The 19,609-nt window shown below is 56.1% G+C and carries 20 protein-coding genes and 1 pseudogene; 11 read left to right on the top strand and 10 right to left on the bottom strand.

Annotated features, from left to right (window positions below):
* Together pstB and phoU are read left to right on the top strand one after the other, a co-directional pair.
* On the top strand, nt 1-798 hold the full coding sequence (gene pstB, locus ACEPPP_RS07245; protein WP_374090904.1) for a phosphate ABC transporter ATP-binding protein PstB: 798 nt from the start codon (nt 1-3) through the stop codon (nt 796-798).
* Between the two features lie 11 nt (nt 799-809).
* Complete coding sequence (phoU, locus tag ACEPPP_RS07240) at nt 810-1,526, top strand: phosphate signaling complex protein PhoU (protein WP_024298569.1); 717 nt, start codon at nt 810-812, stop codon at nt 1,524-1,526.
* Nucleotides 1,527-1,626: 100 nt separating this feature from the next.
* On the opposite strand, the gene ACEPPP_RS07235 is transcribed toward phoU, so the two are convergent.
* Entirely contained in the window at nt 1,627-2,469 is an 843-nt protein-coding gene (locus tag ACEPPP_RS07235; protein WP_374090368.1) for an outer membrane protein assembly factor BamD, read from the bottom strand.
* Nucleotides 2,470-2,710: 241 nt separating this feature from the next.
* Between ACEPPP_RS07235 and rluD the strand changes: the two genes are divergently transcribed.
* Genes rluD through ACEPPP_RS07220 form a run of 3 tightly spaced genes read left to right on the top strand, consistent with a single transcriptional unit; the run spans nt 2,711 to nt 5,214 of the window.
* Entirely contained in the window at nt 2,711-3,655 is a 945-nt protein-coding gene (gene rluD, locus ACEPPP_RS07230; RefSeq protein ID WP_374090367.1) for a 23S rRNA pseudouridine(1911/1915/1917) synthase RluD, read from the top strand.
* Nucleotides 3,642-4,376, top strand: coding sequence for a peptidoglycan editing factor PgeF (gene pgeF, locus ACEPPP_RS07225; RefSeq protein ID WP_374090366.1), 735 nt, complete (start codon nt 3,642-3,644; stop codon nt 4,374-4,376). Before rluD ends, pgeF begins: the two co-directional genes overlap by 14 nt.
* Nucleotides 4,377-4,380: 4 nt before the next feature.
* Nucleotides 4,381-5,214: a ZIP family metal transporter gene (locus tag ACEPPP_RS07220; RefSeq protein WP_374090365.1), complete on the top strand. Its 834-nt coding sequence runs from the start codon at nt 4,381-4,383 to the stop codon at nt 5,212-5,214.
* A 49-nt stretch (nt 5,215-5,263) separates the two neighbouring features.
* Here ACEPPP_RS07220 and ACEPPP_RS07215 read toward each other — a convergent pair whose 3' ends face one another.
* Nucleotides 5,264-6,898 carry an alpha-D-glucose phosphate-specific phosphoglucomutase gene (locus tag ACEPPP_RS07215; RefSeq protein WP_374090364.1) on the bottom strand — a complete coding sequence of 545 codons (1,635 nt, stop codon included), beginning with the start codon at nt 6,896-6,898 and terminating at the stop codon, nt 5,264-5,266.
* A 50-nt stretch (nt 6,899-6,948) separates the two neighbouring features.
* Here ACEPPP_RS07215 and ACEPPP_RS07210 point away from each other — a divergent pair, with 50 nt between their 5' ends.
* Together ACEPPP_RS07210 and ACEPPP_RS07205 are read left to right on the top strand one after the other, a co-directional pair.
* Nucleotides 6,949-7,512 (top strand): murein L,D-transpeptidase family protein, encoded by a 564-nt coding sequence (locus tag ACEPPP_RS07210; protein WP_374090363.1) that lies wholly within the window; start codon nt 6,949-6,951, stop codon nt 7,510-7,512.
* 85 nt (nt 7,513-7,597) lie between these two features.
* Nucleotides 7,598-7,876 (top strand): Lpp/OprI family alanine-zipper lipoprotein, encoded by a 279-nt coding sequence (locus tag ACEPPP_RS07205; protein WP_374090362.1) that lies wholly within the window; start codon nt 7,598-7,600, stop codon nt 7,874-7,876.
* Between the two features lie 111 nt (nt 7,877-7,987).
* Here ACEPPP_RS07205 and rdgC read toward each other — a convergent pair whose 3' ends face one another.
* A complete protein-coding gene (gene rdgC, locus ACEPPP_RS07200) occupies nt 7,988-8,896 on the bottom strand; it encodes a recombination-associated protein RdgC (RefSeq protein WP_374090361.1) in 909 nt (302 codons plus the stop codon).
* Between the two features lie 90 nt (nt 8,897-8,986).
* Here rdgC and ACEPPP_RS07195 point away from each other — a divergent pair, with 90 nt between their 5' ends.
* Together ACEPPP_RS07195 and yjgA are read left to right on the top strand one after the other, a co-directional pair.
* Nucleotides 8,987-9,517, top strand: coding sequence for a DNA-deoxyinosine glycosylase (locus tag ACEPPP_RS07195; protein WP_374090360.1), 531 nt, complete (start codon nt 8,987-8,989; stop codon nt 9,515-9,517).
* A gap of 33 nt (nt 9,518-9,550) precedes the next feature.
* The gene (gene yjgA / locus ACEPPP_RS07190) at nt 9,551-10,153 is read left to right on the top strand and encodes a ribosome biogenesis factor YjgA (RefSeq protein ID WP_374090359.1); all 603 of its coding nucleotides are present in this window, start codon (nt 9,551-9,553) and stop codon (nt 10,151-10,153) included.
* Between the two features lie 91 nt (nt 10,154-10,244).
* Here the strand turns inward: yjgA and ACEPPP_RS07185 are convergent, their stop codons facing one another.
* The 7 genes and pseudogenes from ACEPPP_RS07185 to ACEPPP_RS07155 all read right to left on the bottom strand — a co-directional run.
* Nucleotides 10,245-10,544, bottom strand: coding sequence for a DUF4389 domain-containing protein (locus tag ACEPPP_RS07185; RefSeq protein WP_031429781.1), 300 nt, complete (start codon nt 10,542-10,544; stop codon nt 10,245-10,247).
* Between the two features lie 4 nt (nt 10,545-10,548).
* The gene (locus ACEPPP_RS07180; RefSeq protein WP_374090358.1) at nt 10,549-11,580 is read right to left on the bottom strand and encodes a DUF2333 family protein; all 1,032 of its coding nucleotides are present in this window, start codon (nt 11,578-11,580) and stop codon (nt 10,549-10,551) included.
* Nucleotides 11,581-11,684: 104 nt separating this feature from the next.
* Entirely contained in the window at nt 11,685-12,596 is a 912-nt protein-coding gene (xerC, locus tag ACEPPP_RS07175) for a tyrosine recombinase XerC (RefSeq protein ID WP_374090357.1), read from the bottom strand.
* Nucleotides 12,589-13,281: a DUF484 family protein gene (locus ACEPPP_RS07170; RefSeq protein ID WP_374090356.1), complete on the bottom strand. Its 693-nt coding sequence runs from the start codon at nt 13,279-13,281 to the stop codon at nt 12,589-12,591. Before ACEPPP_RS07170 ends, xerC begins: the two co-directional genes overlap by 8 nt.
* Nucleotides 13,278-14,105: a diaminopimelate epimerase gene (gene dapF / locus ACEPPP_RS07165; RefSeq protein ID WP_374090355.1), complete on the bottom strand. Its 828-nt coding sequence runs from the start codon at nt 14,103-14,105 to the stop codon at nt 13,278-13,280. Before dapF ends, ACEPPP_RS07170 begins: the two co-directional genes overlap by 4 nt.
* A gap of 53 nt (nt 14,106-14,158) precedes the next feature.
* The gene (gene lysA, locus ACEPPP_RS07160) at nt 14,159-15,406 is read right to left on the bottom strand and encodes a diaminopimelate decarboxylase (protein ID WP_374090354.1); all 1,248 of its coding nucleotides are present in this window, start codon (nt 15,404-15,406) and stop codon (nt 14,159-14,161) included.
* A gap of 161 nt (nt 15,407-15,567) precedes the next feature.
* Nucleotides 15,568-15,657, bottom strand: a pseudogene (locus ACEPPP_RS07155) (lipoprotein); the annotation flags it as partial.
* A gap of 364 nt (nt 15,658-16,021) precedes the next feature.
* On the opposite strand from ACEPPP_RS07155, the gene ACEPPP_RS07150 reads away from it, so the two are divergent.
* Both ACEPPP_RS07150 and ACEPPP_RS07145 read left to right on the top strand, forming a co-directional pair.
* Nucleotides 16,022-16,825, top strand: coding sequence for a sulfite exporter TauE/SafE family protein (locus ACEPPP_RS07150; protein WP_374090353.1), 804 nt, complete (start codon nt 16,022-16,024; stop codon nt 16,823-16,825).
* 201 nt (nt 16,826-17,026) lie between these two features.
* The gene (locus ACEPPP_RS07145) at nt 17,027-19,600 is read left to right on the top strand and encodes an ATP-binding protein (protein ID WP_374090352.1); all 2,574 of its coding nucleotides are present in this window, start codon (nt 17,027-17,029) and stop codon (nt 19,598-19,600) included.
* Nucleotides 19,601-19,609: the final 9 nt, after the last annotated feature.

The following is a 19,609-nucleotide window of genomic DNA, read 5'->3' as shown; positions in this document are numbered from 1 at the left end:
ATGAAATCGATTCTGCGTGGTCCGATCGATCAGGCCGAGACTTCCGAGGTCTGCATCAAGGTCGACAATCTGAACCTGTTTTATGGAGAAAAACAGGCCTTGCACAATATCAATATGGATATTCCGAAAAAGAAGGTCACCGCCTACATCGGCCCCAGCGGCTGCGGTAAATCGACGCTGCTGCGCTGCATCAACCGGATGAACGATCTGGTCGACAGCGCGCGCATCGAAGGCCGAATCTTGCTGGATGGCGACAACATCTACGACAAATCGGTCAATGTCGCGGCGCTGCGCCGGCGGGTCGGCATGGTGTTCCAGAAGCCGAATCCGTTCCCGAAATCGATTTTCGAAAATGTCGCCTACGGCCTCAGGATTCAGGGCATCAACGATAAAATCACGCTCGAAGAAACGGTCGAAAAGGCGCTGCGCGGCGCGGCGCTGTGGGATGAGATGAAAGACCGTCTGAACGACAATGCGCTCGGCATGTCCGGCGGTCAGCAGCAGCGTCTGGTGATCGCGCGCGCGATTGCGATCGAGCCTGAAGTGCTGTTGCTCGACGAACCGGCTTCGGCCCTCGATCCGATCTCGACCCTGAAAATCGAGGAACTGATCAACGAGTTGAAAGAACACTATACTATCGTTATCGTCACGCACAATATGCAGCAGGCAGCGCGCGTGTCCGATTACACGGCTTTCATGTATATGGGCGAATTGATCGAAATGGGCTCCACCAGCGAGCTGTTCACGAATCCCAGAAAGCAGCAGACAGAAGATTACATCACCGGCCGTTACGGTTAAAGGAGGGGAAAATGGACAGCAATAAAATCGGGCATCATATCTCCGGGCAGTTCAACAAGGAACTCGAAGACATCCGCAACAAAGTGCTGACGATGGGCGGTTTGGTCGAGCAGCAAGTGGAACTCGCGATGCAGGCCTTTTCGACGGGCGACATCGAAATGGCCGAATTGGTGATCAAGCAGGACAATCAGGTCGATGCGTTGGAGGTCGAGATCGACCGCGAATGCACGCAGATTCTGGCGCTCAGACAGCCGGCCGCGTTCGATCTGCGTTTACTCCTGACCGTGATCAAGGTGATCAACGAGCTCGAAATCGTCGGCGATCTGGCCGAGCGCATCTCGAAATTGGCGATCCAGTCGGCCGACAGCGACGGCAAGATCGATCAGTATTATGAAATCCAGCATATGTCGAATCTGGTCAAGGACATGCTGCACCGCTCGCTCGACGCGTTTGCGCGGATGAGCATCGAGGAAGTGCCGGCGATTACCCACCTGGACGACAATGTCGATCGCGAATATGCGAGCATCATCCGCCAGTTGATCACGCACATGATGGAAGATCCACGCAATATCACGCGCACGATCAACGTGCTGTGGACCGTGCGCGCGATGGAGCGGATCGGCGATCATGCCTGTTACATCTGCGAGCATTTGATCTATATGGTCAAAGGCGAAGCGGTGCGGCATCTGAGCCGGGAAGAGCTGGAGAAGAAGGTCAAGGGCGGCTGATTTTGCCGCTCTTTGTGGGTGAGGGTTTTACCCCCACCTTCACCCTGGTTGAATTAAATGGCGGCGGCACACCGGGCGCCGCCGTAAAGGCCAAATCCCGCTATTTCTCCAAGCCGATAAAATCCCACACCTTGTGCGAGAACGTCGCATTCTTGTGTTCGGGCACCGGAGGTCCGTCCGGGTAGTTTTGCCGGTAAATCCGGTCGATATTGGCGGCCTGTTCGGTCATCTCCAGCTTTTCGTAGGCTTCCTTCAATACTTCCAAAGCAAACGGCACCGCCGGCGTCCGCTGGTATTTTTCGATCACTTCCGAGGCCCGGTTTACGGCGGCTACATACGCCTTGCGCTTCATGTAATAGCGGGCGACATGCACCTCATGCATCGCCAGGTTGTTCTTCAGCGCGATCATCCGTTGTTTGGAGTCCGGCACATATTTGCTGTTCGGGAAGCGCTTGATCAGTTCCGAAAAGTTTTCATAGGCTTCCTTGGCCGTGCTGGTATCACGCTGCGAGGTGTCGGTCGGCAGGAAGCGGTCCACAAAGCCGAAGCCGCGGTTGTAATTGACCAGTCCTTTCAGATAATAGGCGTAATCGACGCTCGGATTGCGCGGATTGATTTTGATGAAGCGGTCGGCGGCCGCGAGCGCGGCGTCGGGGTCGTTGCTCTTATAATAGGCGTATGCCACGTCGAGCTGGGTTTGCGCGGAAGTCTCGCCGAACGGATAGCGCGCCTCCAGCGCTTCATACAGTTTGACCGCTTTTTCGTAATTGCCGGCATCGACGGCGGTTTGCGCCTCCTTGCGGAATTTTTCGAGATTCCAGTCTTTGTATTCGTCTTCGGTCTCGGTATCCTTGCTGAAAGAGAAATTTTTCAGCGATTCGCAGCCGGTCAGCGACAGACCCAGCCAGCATATAAATAAACTTTTTAACAAAATTAATCGCATAGTGCTATCGATGTAGTAAGATGAGCAGTTTTCTTGCCGGTTTATGGCTCTCGTGCTAGATCTCTTCCCCCTTTGCGGGAGACGGCTGGGGTGAGGGTGTTTGAACTCAAAGTTTGTATTTGACCTGACGGCTCGCCAAGGCGAGAGCGGCGGGTGAGTTTTAGAACGGATACTAAGCTGACAAAACCGGTTTTAATTTAACGAGTATAACTTAACGCAGAGCGAAGCAGAAGAGCTTGTGATGGAAAGATTGACGGCCGTGGTGCCGTATGAATTGGCGGGCATGCGCCTGGATCAGGTGTTGGCCGAGGTGTTTTCCGATTATTCGAGAACCCGTTTGCAAACCTGGGTCAAATCGGGTCGGGTCACGGTCAACGGCCGGGTGTTGAAGGCGAAGGACAAACTGGACGGCGGCGAAGAGATCACGCTGGAGGCGGAAGACGAGGTGGTGGTCGAATCCGAGCCGCAAGACATCCCTCTGGATATCGTCTATGAAGACGACAGCCTGTTGATAGTCAACAAACCGGCCGGCCTGGTCGTGCATCCGGCGGCCGGCAACTGGGACGGCACCTTGCTGAATGCCTTGCTGCATCATGATCCGCATCTCGAAACCTTGCCGCGCGCCGGCATCGTACACCGGATCGACAAGGAGACCAGCGGTCTTTTGATGATCGCGAAGACCTTGCAGGCGCATAACAGCCTGACGCAGCAGTTGCAGGAACGCGAGATTACCCGCGAGTATCTCGCGATCACGCGCGGAAGGATGACCGCCGGCGGCACGATCGATGAGCCGATCGGCCGGCATCCGACCGACCGCAAGCGCTATGCGGTCAGGGAATCCGGCAAGCATGCGGTCACGCATTACCGGGTGCTCAAGCGCTTTGCACAGCATACCTTCATTCAGGTGATGCTCGAAACCGGGCGCACGCATCAGATACGGGTGCACATGGCGCATATCCGCTATCCTTTGCTCGGCGATCCGGTCTATGGCGGCCGTTTCCAGATGCCGCCTAACTGCGGCGAGCGGCTCGAAACCGAATTGCGCAATTTCAAGCGTCAGGCGCTGCATGCGGCGAAACTGGGGCTTTTGCATCCTGTCACCGACGAGTATCTGGAATGGGAGCAGCCGTTGCCGGAAGACATGCAGCGTTTGCTGGAGGCCTTGGAAGACAATGAGCGGCGCTGAGTCTTTTCTGTTTCCCGACTGGCCTGCGCCCAATGGGGTGCAGGCGGCGATGACGCTCCGGGCTGGTGGCGTCAGTGTCGGGCCTTATAGGAGCCTGAATCCCGCGCTGCATGTCGGCGACGATTTTGAAACGGTGATGCGCAACCGCAAGTTGATCCGCGAAAGCCTGGCGCTCCCGTCCGAGCCGGTCTGGCTGGAGCAGGTTCACGGCAATCAGGTCGTGAAGGCGGAAGCGGCTTCGATGCCGCCGCAGGCCGATGCGAGTTACACCGACGCGCCGGGCGTGGTCTGTGTGGTGATGACCGCCGATTGCCTGCCGCTTCTCTTGTGTTCGGCCGACGGCCGCCGTGTCGCGGCAATCCATGCCGGCTGGCGTGGTTTGTTGGCCGGGGTGATCGGCAATACGGTGGCGGCCATGGGGGAAAGCGAGCCGTTGGTCTGGCTGGGGCCGGCGATCGGCCCCGACGCTTTCGAAGTCGGCGAGGAAGTGCGCGCCGCCTTCATGCAAAAATCACCGGCGTTCGGCGAGGCCTTCAGGCCGCAAGCGGACGGCAAATGGCTGGCCGATATTTACCGGCTGGCGCGCATCGATCTAAATGTTTTGGGCGTGACAAAGATCTACGGTGGCCGCTTTTGTACGGTCACCGATGTGGAGCGGTTTTATTCCTATCGTCGGGACACGGTGACCGGGCGCATGGCGACATTGATCTGGAGAGATTGAACGCGTGAATTTATTGGTATTGATCATCATCTTTACGACCCTCGGCGGGGTGCTGAGCGTGCTCGCGGCCGGGCTGTTTCTGCTGCTGCCGGATCAGCGGAGAAATCATGTGTTGCCGCACGGCATCAGTTTTGCGATCGGCGCGTTGTTGGCGGTTGCGTTTTGGGGTTTGATCCCGCATGCTTTCGAGGAGGTCAAGCCGGAGCAGTTCCGCGCCTTGTCCGCGACGATTCTGGCCGGGATACTGAGCTTTTTCGTGCTCGAAAAACTGCTGATTTGGCGGCATTGTCATTACAATACCTGCGAGGCGCATGGCGAGGACGTCCATGATCATGATCATGGACACAGTCACGGTCACGGTCACGGCTTGGGGCATCGGCATTCGGCCGGCGCGCTGATCATTTTGGGCGACAGCATTCATAACTTTGTCGACGGCATCCTGATCGCCGCCGCTTTTCTGACCGACCCGAAACTCGGCATCGTGACCAGTTTGGCGGTCGCGGCGCATGAAATCCCGCAGGAAGTCGGGGATTTCGCGATTTTGCTGGAGAGCGGCTATGGCAGGGCCAAGGCGCTGTTCTATAACATCCTATCCAGCCTGGCGACGGTGTTGGGCGGGGTGCTGGCTTATTTCAGCCTGGAGGATTTGCATCACATGCTGCCTTACATCCTGGCGCTGGCGGCGTCGAGCTTCATCTATGTCGCGGTGGCCGATTTGATTCCGACCTTGCACAAAAAGACCGAATTGAGGGCTTCGCTGGAGCAGATCGCATTGATCGCGGCGGGCGTGCTGTTGATTTGCGTGATGCACGGTTTCGCGCACAGTCTTGAAGTGTGATCGCAAGGCGAAAGCGTTGAACTTTCGCCTTGCGCCCTGGTCTTTTTTGTCAGGTAATGACGTCGGGTGAACTTCTGCCGGTGCGCTTTTTGACTTCGCAAAGCTGTTCGGCCAGCACAATCAGTTCGGCTAAGGCTTCTTGAGCGTCCTGATCGTGCTTCGAGGCATCCGCTTCGAATTTTTCCAAATAGATTCTGAGCGTGGCGCCGACCGTGCCGGTGCCGGACAGGCGGAACACGATCCGCGAGCCGTTCGTGAAGCCGATCCGGATGCCCTGGTTTTTGCTGACGCTGCCGTCGACCGGGTCGGCGTAGCTGAATTCATCGGCGAATTTGACCGTAAAGGCGCCGAAGGTCTGACCGGGCAGGGACGGCAGTTGCTGGCGCAAATGCTCGACGATGCCGTTCGCGATGCCGGTTTCGACCCCTTCGTAATCATGCCGGCAATAAATGTCGCGGCCGAACTTTTGCCAATGTTCGTGCACGATGTCGGCGACCGACTGGCGTTTGCGGGCGATCAGGTTCAGCCAGAACAGTACTGCCCACAGGCCGTCTTTTTCGCGGACATGGTCGGAGCCGGTGCCGAAGCTTTCTTCGCCGCAGAGCGTGATTTTGCCGGCATCGAGCAGGTTGCCGAAAAATTTCCAGCCGGTCGGCGTCTCAAAGCAGGGCAGGTTGTAGGCCGCCGCGACCCGGTCGACCGCCTGGCTGGTCGGCATCGAGCGCGCGACGCCGCTGAGTCCCTTGGCATAGGCCGGAATCACCTGCGCATTGGCGGCCATGATGGCGAGGCTGTCGCTTGGGGTGACGAAAATATTGTTGCCGGTGATCATGTTGCGGTCGCCGTCCCCATCCGAGGCGGCGCCGAAGGTTGGCGCATTCGGGCTGAACATCAGTTCGGCCAGTTCGTGCGCATGGGCGAGATTCGGATCGGGATGATGGCCGCCGAAATCCTCCAAGGGCTGCGCATTGATGACCGAATCGGCCGGCGCGCCAAGCATGTCGACTAAGATGCGTTTGGCGTAAGGTCCGGTAATCGCATGCATCGCGTCGAAACGCAACGTGATGTAGCCGGAGCTTATGCTTTGTTTCAACAGATTGAAATCGAAGATCGACTGCATCAGTTCGGCATAATCGCTAACCGGGTCGATGATTGTGATCTTGAGTCCGTCGATCTGGAAACTGCCGATCGTATCGAGATCGATGTCGTCCATTTCGGCGATTTTATAACTGTCGATCGTCAGGCTGCGTTGATAAAATGCGTTAGTGTACTTTTCGGGAGCCGGGCCGCCGTTGCTGACGTTATATTTGATGCCGAAATCATCGTCGGGGCCGCCCGGATTGTGACTGGCCGACAGCACCAGTCCGCCGTAAGCTCCGTATTTGCGAATGATGTGGGAGGCGGCCGGAGTGGACAGCAATCCGCCTTGGCCTATAATGAGTTCAGCAAAGCCGTTCGCCGCCGCCATTTTGATGATCGTCTGAATGGCTTGTCGGTTAAAATAGCGGCCGTCGCCGCCGAGCACCAAGGTTTTGCCGTCGATTTCATCGAGTGAGTCGAAAATTGACTGAACAAAATTTTCGAGGTAACCTGATTCCCGGAAGACTCTAACTTTTTTTCTTAGTCCCGATGTGCCTGGATTTTGATCGTTGTAGGGTTGAGTTGTTATTGTATTTATCTGCATAATGAATCCTAAGTGCGACGATTGACCGTAGGAGTTAAAATACACCAAAATTGCTGCTGAGTGTAGAGAGTATGTTACGAATTTGTTTGCTGATATTTTGTAGTTTGTTGGCAGGTGTCGCGGCTGCGGGTGACGACATGTGGTTGCTGGTTGATACGACCGCGCTGAGGATCGAAGTCAAAAAAGGCGAGCAGACCGTGGACACAATCCCGGATATTGCGATTGGTAGGGGCGGCGCCGGATACAAGACCCACCGCGGCGACGACATTACGCCGTATGGCGATTATCGGATCGGCTGGGTCGGTGAAAGAAGCAATTTTCGCCGTTTTTTCGGGCTGACCTATCCTAATGCGCAGGATGCGCGCACGGCCTTGATCAAAGGTATCATCAGTAAGGATACTTACGAGCGGATCGTGGCAGCGAGCGAGAATCATCAGATTCCGCCGCAAAACACGCCTTTGGGTGGGCAAATTGGCATCCATGGGCTCGGTGCGGCGGATGAAAAGATCCATCGCAGCATGAATTGGACCCATGGCTGTATCGCCATGACCAATACCCAGATCGACCATCTAAGCCGGTATGTGGAGCCGGGAATGGTGGTAAAGATAAAATAAGTTAGCATTCGATTAAAATATTGTGGTATGATATTTTCGGTTAATTTGTTTTTGTAGTCGTAACTTTTTTATAAGGAAAAAGAAAATGAGAAAGCTTGTTAAATTATCAATGATTGCTTTGGCTGCCAGCTTGGTTGTAGGTTGCGCCACCAGCGGTGACATCGAAAATCTGCAAGGCCAAATCGATGGTTTGAAAACTGATGTTGCGAAAGCTTCTTCTGACGCTTCCAGCGCATTGGCTGCTGCTAACGACGCATCTTCTCGCGCTGCTGCTGCTGAAGCTGCTGCTAACCGCGCTGCTGACGCTGCTCAAGCAACCAACGACAAACTGGACAGACTGTTCCACAAAACCATGATGAAATAAGTCTTACGACTTAATCACATAAAAAAAGCCCGGCGGCGCAAGCTTCCGGGCTTTTTTGTGGCTGCCGTTTTGAAAGAAACGCCCGAACCAGAACTGCCGGGCGTGCTTTATTCAAGAGCGGTTTTCGCCGCCGAACCAGGCCGTCAGGCGCGGCAGCAATTCGGCCAGTTCCAGAGTCATGATCGTAAAGTCCGCATCGAAGCGCTCGGCGGCGCTGCCGGCGTCGATGTCGGCGGCTTGATCCTGAACCATGTCGAGAAAGCGCAGGCGTTTCAGCGCGAGGTGCTCGTCCAGCACAAAGGCAATGCGTCCGGCCCAGTTTACCGCCAGTTTGATCGCCTGTTTGCCGGTATCCAGGTGGTTTTTGATTTCCGGCACGGTCAGGTCATGCTTCTTGCAGCGGATGATGCCGCCTTCTTCTTCCAGCGAGCGCAATTCGCATTCATCCTCTATCGTCAGATCGTCGGGCATCTCTTGAGTCAACAGCCATTGGGTCATGTTCACGCTCGGTTTGTCGATCGTATTCAGCGGCACCGCCGGCAGCGAACCGAGGCATTTACGCAGGTTGCTGAGCAAGTCTTCCGCGCTTTTGGCGGATGCCGAGTCGACCAGCAGCCAGCCGCCCTTAGGGTCGATATAGGCATAGGTTTTGCGCGAAAACCGGAACGCTTTGGGCAATAGTTCGAAGATCAGTTCGTCTTTCAGGGTGGTGCGCTCTTTTTTGGACAGCTTGCGCGCTTCGCGCTCTTCGATCTCGCCGATCTTTTCCTGCAGCATTTCATTGACCACGGCCGTAGGCAGCACTTTTTCTTCCTTTTTTCCGCACAGCATCATAAAGCCGTTGGCGGTGTGCACTAATTGCTCGGAAGCTTTGCCGACCGGTTGCGTCCAGCCGAAGCTGAATTCTTCATGCGGCCCGCAGGGGCGGAAGAGCAGCGCCTGCAGTTTCTGCTCCAGTTCGCTGGGAGTCAAGGTGAACGCTTCGGTCAGGCGAAAAATAGTCAGATTCTTGAACCACATGATATGAGGGGTATCCTATAATTACAATGAGCCGGGTATTATCGCAAATTTGCCGGGCTCTCTTGTGAGTAATTTATAGAGGAACAGAGGATGCAGGAGATAAGCGGATTTGACCCGATTGCCGCTCCGGATGCGCGGGTATTGATTCTGGGTTCGATGCCCAGCAAAGTGTCGAAGGCCAGGGAACAGTATTACGGCCACAATAAAAATGCGTTCTGGACGATCATGGGGCAGTTGTTCGGCGCGGAACCCGAATTGTGTTACGGGCTGCGCAAAGGCATTCTGATGACGCATCGCGTAGCGGTCTGGGATGTGTTGAAAACTTGCCAAAGGCTCGGCAGTCTGGATGCGGATATTGATCTCGATTCGATCATCGTCAATGATTTCGGCGACTTTTTCAGACGCCACAACCAGGTTCGACATGTATTTTTCAACGGCATGACGGCGGAAAAAATTTACCGCAAATATATATTGCCGACATTGCCGGAACGATTCGGCTATCTGGTGTATCATAGGCTGCCCTCGACCAGTCCGACCAATGCGGGCCTCAGCCTGACTCAAAAAACGGAGGCATGGCTGGAGATCCGGCACTATTTGGCGGAGGAGCTGGCGGAGGGCTAACCCAGTTGAATCACAGGAAAAAAGCGTTTTAAGATGATTGAAGAAGAATACGACGGCTATGATGAAGACGTCGAATATTACGCGGTACGGCCGAACAAGACCCAAATAAAAAAGGACATCGCCGCGTTATTTGCCTTGGGCGAGGAAATGTCGAATCTGTCGCCCGATCAGTTAAATACCCTGATGCTGCCGGAAAAGATTCTGCAAGCGGTCCGGGAGGTATCCGGCATGCCGCATAAAGGCGCGCGCAAGCGGCTGTTGAAATATATCGCAGGGCAGCTGCATCTGATCGATGTCGCGCCGATCATCGAAAAACTGGAGCGGATCAAGAACAAAAGCGCGCATGCGGTCAGGGAGCATCATCTTGCCGAGCAATGGCGCGACCGCCTGATCGCCGAAGGCAACGAGGCGCTGACCGAGTTGCTGGACGAGCATCCGGAGGCCGATAGCCAGCAATTGCGGCAGTTGATCCGTAATGCGCAAAAGGAAATCGCGACAGCGAAACCGCCCAAGTCGGCGCGGCTGCTATACCGTTATGTGAAGGAATTGCTGCAGAACGAGGGTTTGACGCAGGCGGCGGATGACTCGGAAGCCGACGAAGAGGAAGCGTTCTGGGAGGATCAGGACGATCTTTAGATGCTTGTGCTTCCGTTTTTGATGATACGGGAGAGCAAGCCGGGGATGGGGGAATGAGCCCCATCCATCCATTGTATTTTTTAAACGGAAGTTATTTCTCGGGCATTTTCAGTTCCGCCGTCTGATTCCAGTCCGAAAACGGAAAGGGCAGGGCTTCGGTATTGAAAGTCATGAATAACAGGATGTGGTAAGTATAAACCGACAGGCTGCGGCCAAGATTCAGGATATTCTTGTTCGCCTTCCCGGTCAGCAGGGTCGAGGCGACCTGCAGCAGGATCACTGCCCACAGCAGCATCCTGACCAAGCCGCCGATCGCCGCAAAAATCAGCATGAAGAAGATTCTTTTCCAGGTATCGATGTTGGTCAAATTGTAGTTGATTTGTTCATCCATTCGTTTAACCTCGGTTCATGATGTCGCGCAAGTCCAATGCGGATGCATTCGCGCGGGCGATATAAGTCGCCATCGTCAAAGAGTAGTTCGCGAACAGGCCGTAACCGCTGCCGTTTAGAATCATCGGACTCAGGATGGGCGCCATCGCGTTTTCGAGCGACTTGATCATGATGTCGACCGTGTTCATCGCGCGCTTGTCGAGCAGAATGTCATGGAAATCGGATTTGACCGCCTTCAGGATATGCAGCAGCGCCCAACTTGAGCCGCGTGCCTCATAGAAAACGTCGTCGATTTCCAGCCAAGGGGTTTCCGGCAGCGACCCGGCTTTGGGGTTGCGGGAAGTCACGTCGGTTTCGGGGGCAACCACGGCGAACGCCGGGCTGATATCTGCGCCCGCGGTGCTGGCGCTGAGCCGCGTCGAAAGGTTGCCCAGGCGTTTGATGACGACTTCGGAATATTGCCACAAGTTGTCGGCACGCGCATAAAACTGTCCACGCTTCACGTTGCCGCCCCATTTTTGCAGACGCGACATGTAGTTGTGCAGCGCATCCACGCCCTTTTGGTATTCGGCTTCGGTCGACGGCAGCGCCCAGGAGTCGTTTTCGTAATAAAAATAAGGCTCGGCGATTTTGAGGTCGGGGTCTTCGTCGGATTGCGACTGGTCACGCGAAAAGTGGTTTCTAAGCGCCGACACCGCATCGCGCAGCATCACCAAGGCGCCGTATTCGAAATTCGAGATGTTGTCCAGGAACAAACCGGGGGGGGCCACGTCGTTGGTGATATAGCCGCCGGATTTATGCAGCAGGACTTCCGAGATGTGGGCCAGCGTGTTCGTATAGGTATAGCCCAACGGGATTTCGGTGGTGTTGGTCAGTTTGGCGCGTTCCATTGCCTCTTCCTGGACACTGAACTGATCCGGTTCGGTTCCCCACCAAGCACCCAAAATGAAAACGATGACGAGCGCGGCAAGCACCAGCATGCCAAAGCCCCAGAGTACTCCTTTCGATTTACTATCTTCTAATTCGTTTGCCGCCATTTCTGGAATCCTGATTGAATTGTCTTTACCGCAGACAACAGATTGCTTTGGGTGAAAAAAGAACCTGCATGGTAGCAGATTTTGGATTTTTTTTCCGCCTGCAATTAGGGTGTGGATGTTTTTTTTGCCCGCGGATGCGTCTGGTCATAAATCTCGGCAAGATGCTGAAAATCCAGATGGGTATAGATTTGCGTGGTGCCGATATTGCTGTGACCGAGCAGTTCTTGCACCGCACGCAGGTCGCGGCTCGATTCGAGCAGATGGCTCGCGAACGAATGCCTTAGCATGTGCGGATGAACGGGTTCGGCGACGCCTTTCGCGACGCGCCAGCGCTCTAGGCGCAATTGCACGCTGCGCGCGCCGAGCCTAAATCCTTGCGCCGAGGTGAATAGCGCCTTTTCCTCGATGTCGGCGGTATTGTTCCGGATCGGCAGCCAATTACGGAGCGCAGTGACCGCCTTGCCGCCGATCGGCAGCACGCGGTCTTTACCGCCCTTGCCGGATTTGACGATCAGCGATTGATCGTCCAGGTCGATATCGGTCAGATTCAGCGCGACCAACTCACTCAGCCGTAAGCCGCTCGAATAGAACAGTTCGAACATCGCCAGATCGCGCATTTCCAGATCCGAATGCGCGCCGGCTTCCAAAAGTCCTGTCACCTGATCGACATCGAGCGTTTTCGGCAGTTTACGCGGCTGTTTGGGGGCCTTGACATGCTCGGCGGGATTGATCTGTACCAGGCGCTTTTTCAGCAGAAACTGATAGAAGCCGCGCATCGCCGACAATTCGCGTTGCAGGCTCTTGCTGCCGATGCCTTGGCGGTGGCGTGCGGCGATATGCGCGCGGATATGGGGCTGACCGACATCGGACCACTGCTGGAGCGATTTCTCGTCGCAGAAGCCGGCCAGGTGTTCGAGATCGCGCCGGTAACTGCTGACCGTATGCCGGGAGGCGCGTTTTTCGACTTCCAGTTCGCGGAGAAAATCGTCCAGCGACTTCCGGGCGTCGCTATGCATATTTTTTTTGCGAGAGCAGGGATAGAAAGCGCGCGCTGATGATTTCGCTCATGTGGGTCAGGAAGAAACTGCCCATGCTGTAATGAAAGCGCTCGTTGCTACGGCTGCCGATCGCGAGGATGCCGCTCATATCGGCAAATTTCATCGGGATGATCGCGGCGGACTGGACCTCCAGCGCGGCGGCGCCGAACAAGACTTTGGCTTGAGCCAGGGTCGGGCGGCCGCATTTGGGTTGATCGGCGGCGAGAATCGCCAGAAATTGCTCGAGTTCGGCGCTGTCCGGCGCGAGAAACAGGTGCGGCAAGGCCGCATCGGGCTTGCTGGTGATGATGCGGACCGCGATGAAGTCGGTCATGAAATAATCGGACAAGACGATTTCGAGGCTCGCGACCGCTTCCTCGAGCGTCGAGGTTTCGAGCAGCGCCAGGGTCAGTTTGTGCATCCGGTCGAACGAGGTGTCGTTGCTTTTGGCGATCTCGATCAACGAGGCCAGCTGCGCTTCGATTTCCTGATTGCGCTTACGCAGCATTTCGAGCTGTTTCGAAATCAGCGAGACGGCAACTCCGCTCGGATGCGGTATGCTCAACTCTTCCAAGAGATCCAGATGATCGTTGAAGAATGCCGGATGGGCGCGCAAGTAGTCGGCAACTTGGTCAGAAGTCAAAGCGTTTGGCTGCTCGCTCATGGATTAATCGTCCCCTCGAAAACGGAAATGGCAGGTCCTGTCATCAGCACCGGTTCGCCGCGGCCCGCCCAGCGGATTCTTAACGAACCGCCCGGCAAGGTGACCTCAACGCTAGGATCGACGAGGCCGCGTTCGATCGCGATCACCGCCGCCGCGCAGGCGCCGCTGCCGCAGGCCAGGGTTTCGGCCGCGCCGCGTTCATAAACGCGCAATTTGATATGGGAGCGGTCGACGATCTGCATGAAGCCGATGTTTGCGCGGGCCGGAAAGATCGGATGCGATTCCAACAGGCAGCCGGCCTCTGCGACCGGAGCGGTGTCGACATCGGCTACCAAAAGAACCGCATGCGGATTGCCCATCGATACCGCGCCGAAAGTATAAGTCTCGCCGTCGGCAATGACCTGATAACTGTCGGCTTCCTGGTCGGCCCGCAACGGAATCTCGGCCGGATGGTGCCGGGGAATGCCCATGTTCACGGTAATCAGGCCGTCGTCGTCGAATTTGAGCAGCAACTGCCCGGCGTCGGTATCGACGCGGACCTCGTCCTTAGCGGACAAACCCTTGTCGCGCACGAAGCGGGCGAAACAGCGGGCGCCGTTGCCGCACTGGCTGACTTCGCCGCCGTCCGCATTGAAAATACGGTATTTGAAATCGGCGTTCGCGCTGACCGGCTTTTCGACCAGCAACAACTGGTCGAAACCGATGCCGAAATGACGGTCGGCCAGCTTCTTGATCGACTCGGGGTCCAGATCGGGCGTTTGGTGGATCGCGTCAATCACGACAAAGTCGTTGCCGAGGCCGTGCATTTTGGTGAAATGAATCATGAGATAAACGGTTGTTCAAAAACTTAATCTTAGACGAATTTAGCAGCGATTTCTTAAGGAAGCAACCGTTCACCCGCCCACAATTGTTCGATCGATTCCCGCGCCCGGATCAGATGGGTGTCGCCGCCGTCGACCAGAACTTCCGCCGCGCGCGGCCTGGAGTTGTAATTCGAGCTCATGCTGAAGCCGTAGGCGCCGGATGAGCGGACCGCCAATAGATCATTTGCATTGAGTCTGAGCGTACGCCCCTTGCCTAAAAAGTCACCGGTTTCGCAGACCGGTCCGACGATGTCCCAGGTTTGCTCGGCAGCCTGGTTTTGCATCCTGACCGGGATGATGTTCTGCCAGGCGCTGTACAGCGACGGGCGCACCAGGTCGTTCATCGCCGCATCGACGATCGCGAAGTTTTTATGGTCGGTCGCTTTCAGGTATTCGACGCGGGTGACCAGGATGCCCGCATTGCCGACGATCGCGCGGCCGGGCTCCAGCAGGATTTCGAAATCGGCTTCGCCGAGGCGATCCAATACGGCTCGAATATAGTCGGCCGGCTCCGGCGGCTGCTCGTCCTTGTAGCGAATGCCGAGGCCGCCGCCGAGGTCCAGGTGATGGAGAACAATGCCTGCCGCTTTCAAGTCGGCGACCAGGGCGAGAATGCGCTCCAGTGCATCCAGGAACGGCCGCGTCTCGGTCAGCTGCGAGCCGATGTGGCAGTCGATGCCGATGATCTTGATGTTCGGCATCCGGGCGGCGCGCTGGTATTCGCTCAGCGCCTGCTCGAAGGCGATGCCGAATTTGTTTTCCTTCAGGCCGGTCGATATGTAAGGGTGCGTATTCGCATCGACATCCGGATTGACCCGGAACGACACCGGCGCGATCACGCCGAGCTGCCCGGCCAGACGGTTGATGCGGTCGAGTTCGCCGCCGACTTCGATATTGAAACAGCGGATGCCGATCTTCAGGGCGGCGATGATCTCGTCTTCGCGCTTGCCGACGCCGGAAAAGACGATCTTGTCCGGCGCGCCGCTGGCGGCGATGACCCGCTCCAGTTCGCCGAGCGAGACGATGTCGAAACCGGAGCCGAGACGGGCCAACAGATTCAGCAAGGCGATATTCGAATTGGCCTTGACCGCATAGCAGATCAGGTGCGGGTGTGCGCCGAAAGCGCTGTCGAACGCGCGCCAATGCCTCTCGAGAGTTGCGCGCGAATAGACATAGCAAGGTGTGCCGTATTGCTTGACGATTTGCTCGACAGGCACGTCTTCGGCAAAGAGTTCATCGTTCCGGTAATTGAAATAATCCATCGTTATTGCGTGTTTTCTGTTGGGGGTTGATCTTCTTTGGGTTTGGCCTCGGCCGGTTTCGGCGGTGCGGCATCGATCGGCGGCGGCGCTTGGTCGATGTCGCGTTCGGGAATCGGCGCGGGCTGATCGGGATCCGCATCCACCTTGAGGCCCGGCGGCGGATTGTCGGGTAGATACAAGGGGCCTGGCTGGCCGCAGCCGGCTAGCCCTAGCGCCGTCAGCAAGTAAAGGCAATGGGGGTTAAACTTCATGGTCGTTGATCGAAGTGAGCGGTCCGATGAACCGGACAAAATGCACATGATAAGCCTAAACCGGCTCGATTAGAAAGCCGCCGCCGAGTTTGGCATGAAATTGATCCGGCCCCGGATCGCAAAGGAGAAAAACCCGTACCGGTTGGAACGGGTCCGTGGAAAAAGCGACGCGTCGTGCATCAGGGAATATACGGCATCGTTCCCCTGGCACGCGCCTGTCATCGCTTCGGTTGATGGCCCTTCGAAGGCGGGGGCAGGAGGTAATGGAGTCGCGATTGGATAACATATTGTTAAATAAGCAATCATAAACTGGTATAGTGCGCATCTTTTTTCGCAGTTTGATGAGGAGTGTGCTTTGTTCAGCATGGCATATATAGTTTCGGGATTTTCGGTCGGTTTGCTGGTCGGCGTGACCGGCGTCGGCGGCGGCTCGCTGATGACGCCGTTATTGGTGTTTCTGTTCGGCTTCAAGCCGGCGGTCGCGGTCGGCACCGACCTGTTGTTCGCGGCGATCACCAAGACCGGCGGCGTCTGGGTGCACCACGGCAAACACAATTCGGTCGAATGGAAAATCGTCGCCTTATTGGCGCTCGGCAGCCTGCCCTGCGCGCTGGGGACGCTCTATCTGTTGAAGCAATTGCACGAGACCGGCAAGGAAATCAGCGGCGTCATCACCTATTCATTGGGAATCGCACTGATCTTGACCGCCTGCGCCTTGCTGGTGCGCAGCGTTCTGATGCATCGGGCGCAAAAAGCCGGCCTGATCGACGACGATCACAGCAACGAAGCCAATGCCGCGCGCTTCCGGCGTTTACATGCGCCGGCCACCGTGTTGACCGGCATGGTGCTCGGCGTGCTGGTCACACTGTCTTCGGTCGGCGCCGGCGCGTTGGGAACGGTCGCCTTGCTGTTTTTGTACCCGAAGATGACCACCTTGAAAGTGGTCGGCACCGATCTGGCTCATGCGATCCCGTTGACCGCGGTGGCAGGGCTCGGCCACCTGGGCATCGGCAATGTCGATGTGACTTTGCTGGCCAGCTTACTGGTAGGCTCTTTGCCGGGCATTTGGATCGGCAGTCATTTGAGCGCGAAGATTCCCGAGCGTTTTCTGCGGCCGGTGTTGGCGACCGTGTTGCTGCTGATCGGCTTGAAATTCGTGTCGCAGTAAACGTTTGCGCAAACCGGGGCGGAAGGCCAGGCGTTTCAAATACCCAGGGTTACCCTCCGAAACCGTCCTTCACCTTCTGCTGTTGGAGAAGAATAAGTGCGTTTGGTTGCTGATCGAGCGATGTGCTCTCGCATCGTTACTATCGATCGGACGATGATAAAATGATCGCCGGATTTGTGATCTAGGATAGGCCCGGCAATAATGAACGATTTATTCCTGATGCGCGCGTTGAACTATGTTTTCATCGTGATCGTACTGGCGCTCGTATATTTCGGTTTCGGCATCCTGAGCCAACTGCTGAATGTGACGCCAAGCCATGCGGGCGCGGTCGGGCCTTCCGCCGGCATTGCGCTGGCGGCATTGCTGTTGCTCGGCAAGCGCATCTGGCCGGGTGTGTTTCTGGGGAGTTTTACGACCTGTGCCATTGTCTCGGCGTTCAGCTTCGATACGCCGATGCTCGTCATCCACTTGGCGTATGCGACGGGTGCGACCTTATCGGCGCTGCTCGGTTATGTGCTGATCAAAAAGTTCGTCGGCATTCCGAATTCATTGATCGAGGATCGCAGCATCCTCTTGTTCATGCTGTTGGGCGGTCCATTAAGCTGTCTGGTCGCGCCGACCGTAGGTGTCACGGCGATGTATCAGTCCGGGATGATCGGCGCGACGCAAATACTCTCGCCCTGGTTTTTCTGGTGGATCGGCGACACAATGGGCGTACTGGTGTTTACGCCGATTATTTTGATTGCCTATGCCGAGCCCAGGGCGGTCTGGGGGCAACGCCGCTATGCGGTCGGTTTGCCGCTGATGGCGACTTTTGTGCTGGTGATCATTCTGTATCTCTATGTCCGAAAGTTGGAGGAAGAGCAGCATCGTCAGGAGTTCAACGATCAAACGGCGACCTTGTCGCAGGCCATCATCAATCGCCTGCAAGGGGATATGCATGCGATCGATACGGTGCGCTATTTTTTTTACGGTTCCCGCCGCGTAGAGCAAGATGAATTTGTGTTTTTTACCCGGCATACACTCGAATTGTTTCCCGAAATCAAGTCGAGTAGCTGGATTAGGGTTGCCAAAGGCGGCATCAATCTGGAGTTTTCCGCCGCACTGAATCCATATCCGGATTACGAGGTTTCCGCGCAGCGGCCATGGCTGGCCAATCTCAACAAATTGCTCAAAGGCCGTCAGGGCAAGGCGGAAGACGCGTTTATGGCTATCGAAAATGGTCAGGCGACCGTGTTTTTCCCGGTTTTTAGCAAGCCGTCGAATGTCGACAAGCATCTTCTGGGTTTAGTCTCGACGACCTTTTTGATTGCCGATCTGGTGCATGCCTCTACCGAGGCACTGAAAAATACCGGCAGTTTTCTGACGATAGTCCTCGAAGACGGCGCGGGTGGGCCGTATAACACGGTGTATTCGAATCAGCCGGCCGGTTTTTCGCAAGTCAACTCAGTCAGGCAGTATGCGACCGAAGCGGGGGGGCGGCGTTGGCTACTGTTTTTCTATCAGGACAGGAAGGATTTGCAATTTCATTGGTCGGTTTGGATGGTGCTGATCGGCGGACTGCTGTTTACCAGTCTGTCGGGCGTCGGCTTGTTGATGCTGACCGGACGCTATTTTCGCACCGAGTCCATCATCAATGAGCGTACCGAGCAGTTGCTGAAAGCCAAAATCGCCGCAGAAGCGGCGAACGCGTCGAAAAGCCGATTTCTGGCGAATATCAGCCATGAGTTGCGCACGCCGTTGAATGCGATACTGGGCTTTTCGCAGCTGCTGCTGAAGAAACGCACGTTTAATAAGGAAGAGTACGAGCAAATTCATACGATCAGACAATGCAGCGATCATCTGTTGGAGCTAATTACCGGCATTCTGGATATCGCCTCGATCGAATCGAACAAAATCAGGACCGATATCAAGGTTTTCGACAGTCATAAGCTGCTGAAAAATATCGTCGATATTTGCCGATTGAACGCCGAGGCCAAGCGCCTTGAACTAGACGTGAATACCTTGGCGATCCCGCGCCTGTTGTCGGGCGATCAAAAGCGCATCCGCCAGGTCATCGTCAATCTGCTCGATAACGCGATCAAATACACCGAGCGCGGCCGAGTGACGCTGACGGCGAATTACGTTGAGGGGCATTGCCTTATCGCAATCGAGGATACCGGCTGCGGCATTGCCGAACAGGATCTGGAGTCTATCTTTGCGCCTTTTACCCAACTGAACGAAGACGATTTCATCCGGCCCGGTCTGGGGCTGGGCTTGGCGATTACCCGCGAGCTGATCCATCTCATGGGCGGAACCATCAGAGTGAGCAGTCAGCCCGGCACGGGCAGCCGGTTTTCGGTGTCGCTGCCGTTACCGAGCGCCGAGGATCAGCCAACCCGGCCCGCCGGCAACAGCGCGTGGCAACCGGCGGACGGGCCGCTGCGGGTGCTGATTGCGGACGACAGCCAGATCAACCTGTTGCTGCTGGCCAATTTGTTGGAGCTGGAAGGTTGCAGCGTCGATTCGGCCGCCAACGGCAGGGAAGCCCTGGCGTTGATCGAAAGGCATGATTACCGGCTGGCATTGGTCGATCTGAACATGCCGGTGATGTCCGGGCTCGAATTACTGATGGTCGTCAGAAGCCGGGGCAAGGGGCTCAAAATGGTCGCGGTCAGCGCTTACGCGGAGGAAGGTCGGATCAATGATGCGCTGGCGGCCGGTTTCGATGCCTACCTGACCAAGCCGATTCGCGATGAAGAGCTGACCGCGTTATTGAATTCGCTGGGGAGTTAATCCGGCCGG

It is taken from the genome of Methylomicrobium lacus (assembly GCF_041897535.1).
Classification (GTDB): domain Bacteria; phylum Pseudomonadota; class Gammaproteobacteria; order Methylococcales; family Methylomonadaceae; genus Methylomicrobium; species Methylomicrobium lacus_A.
The sequence above is the reverse complement of the archived record's forward strand: the minus strand, read 5'-3'. Positions and strand labels throughout refer to the sequence as shown.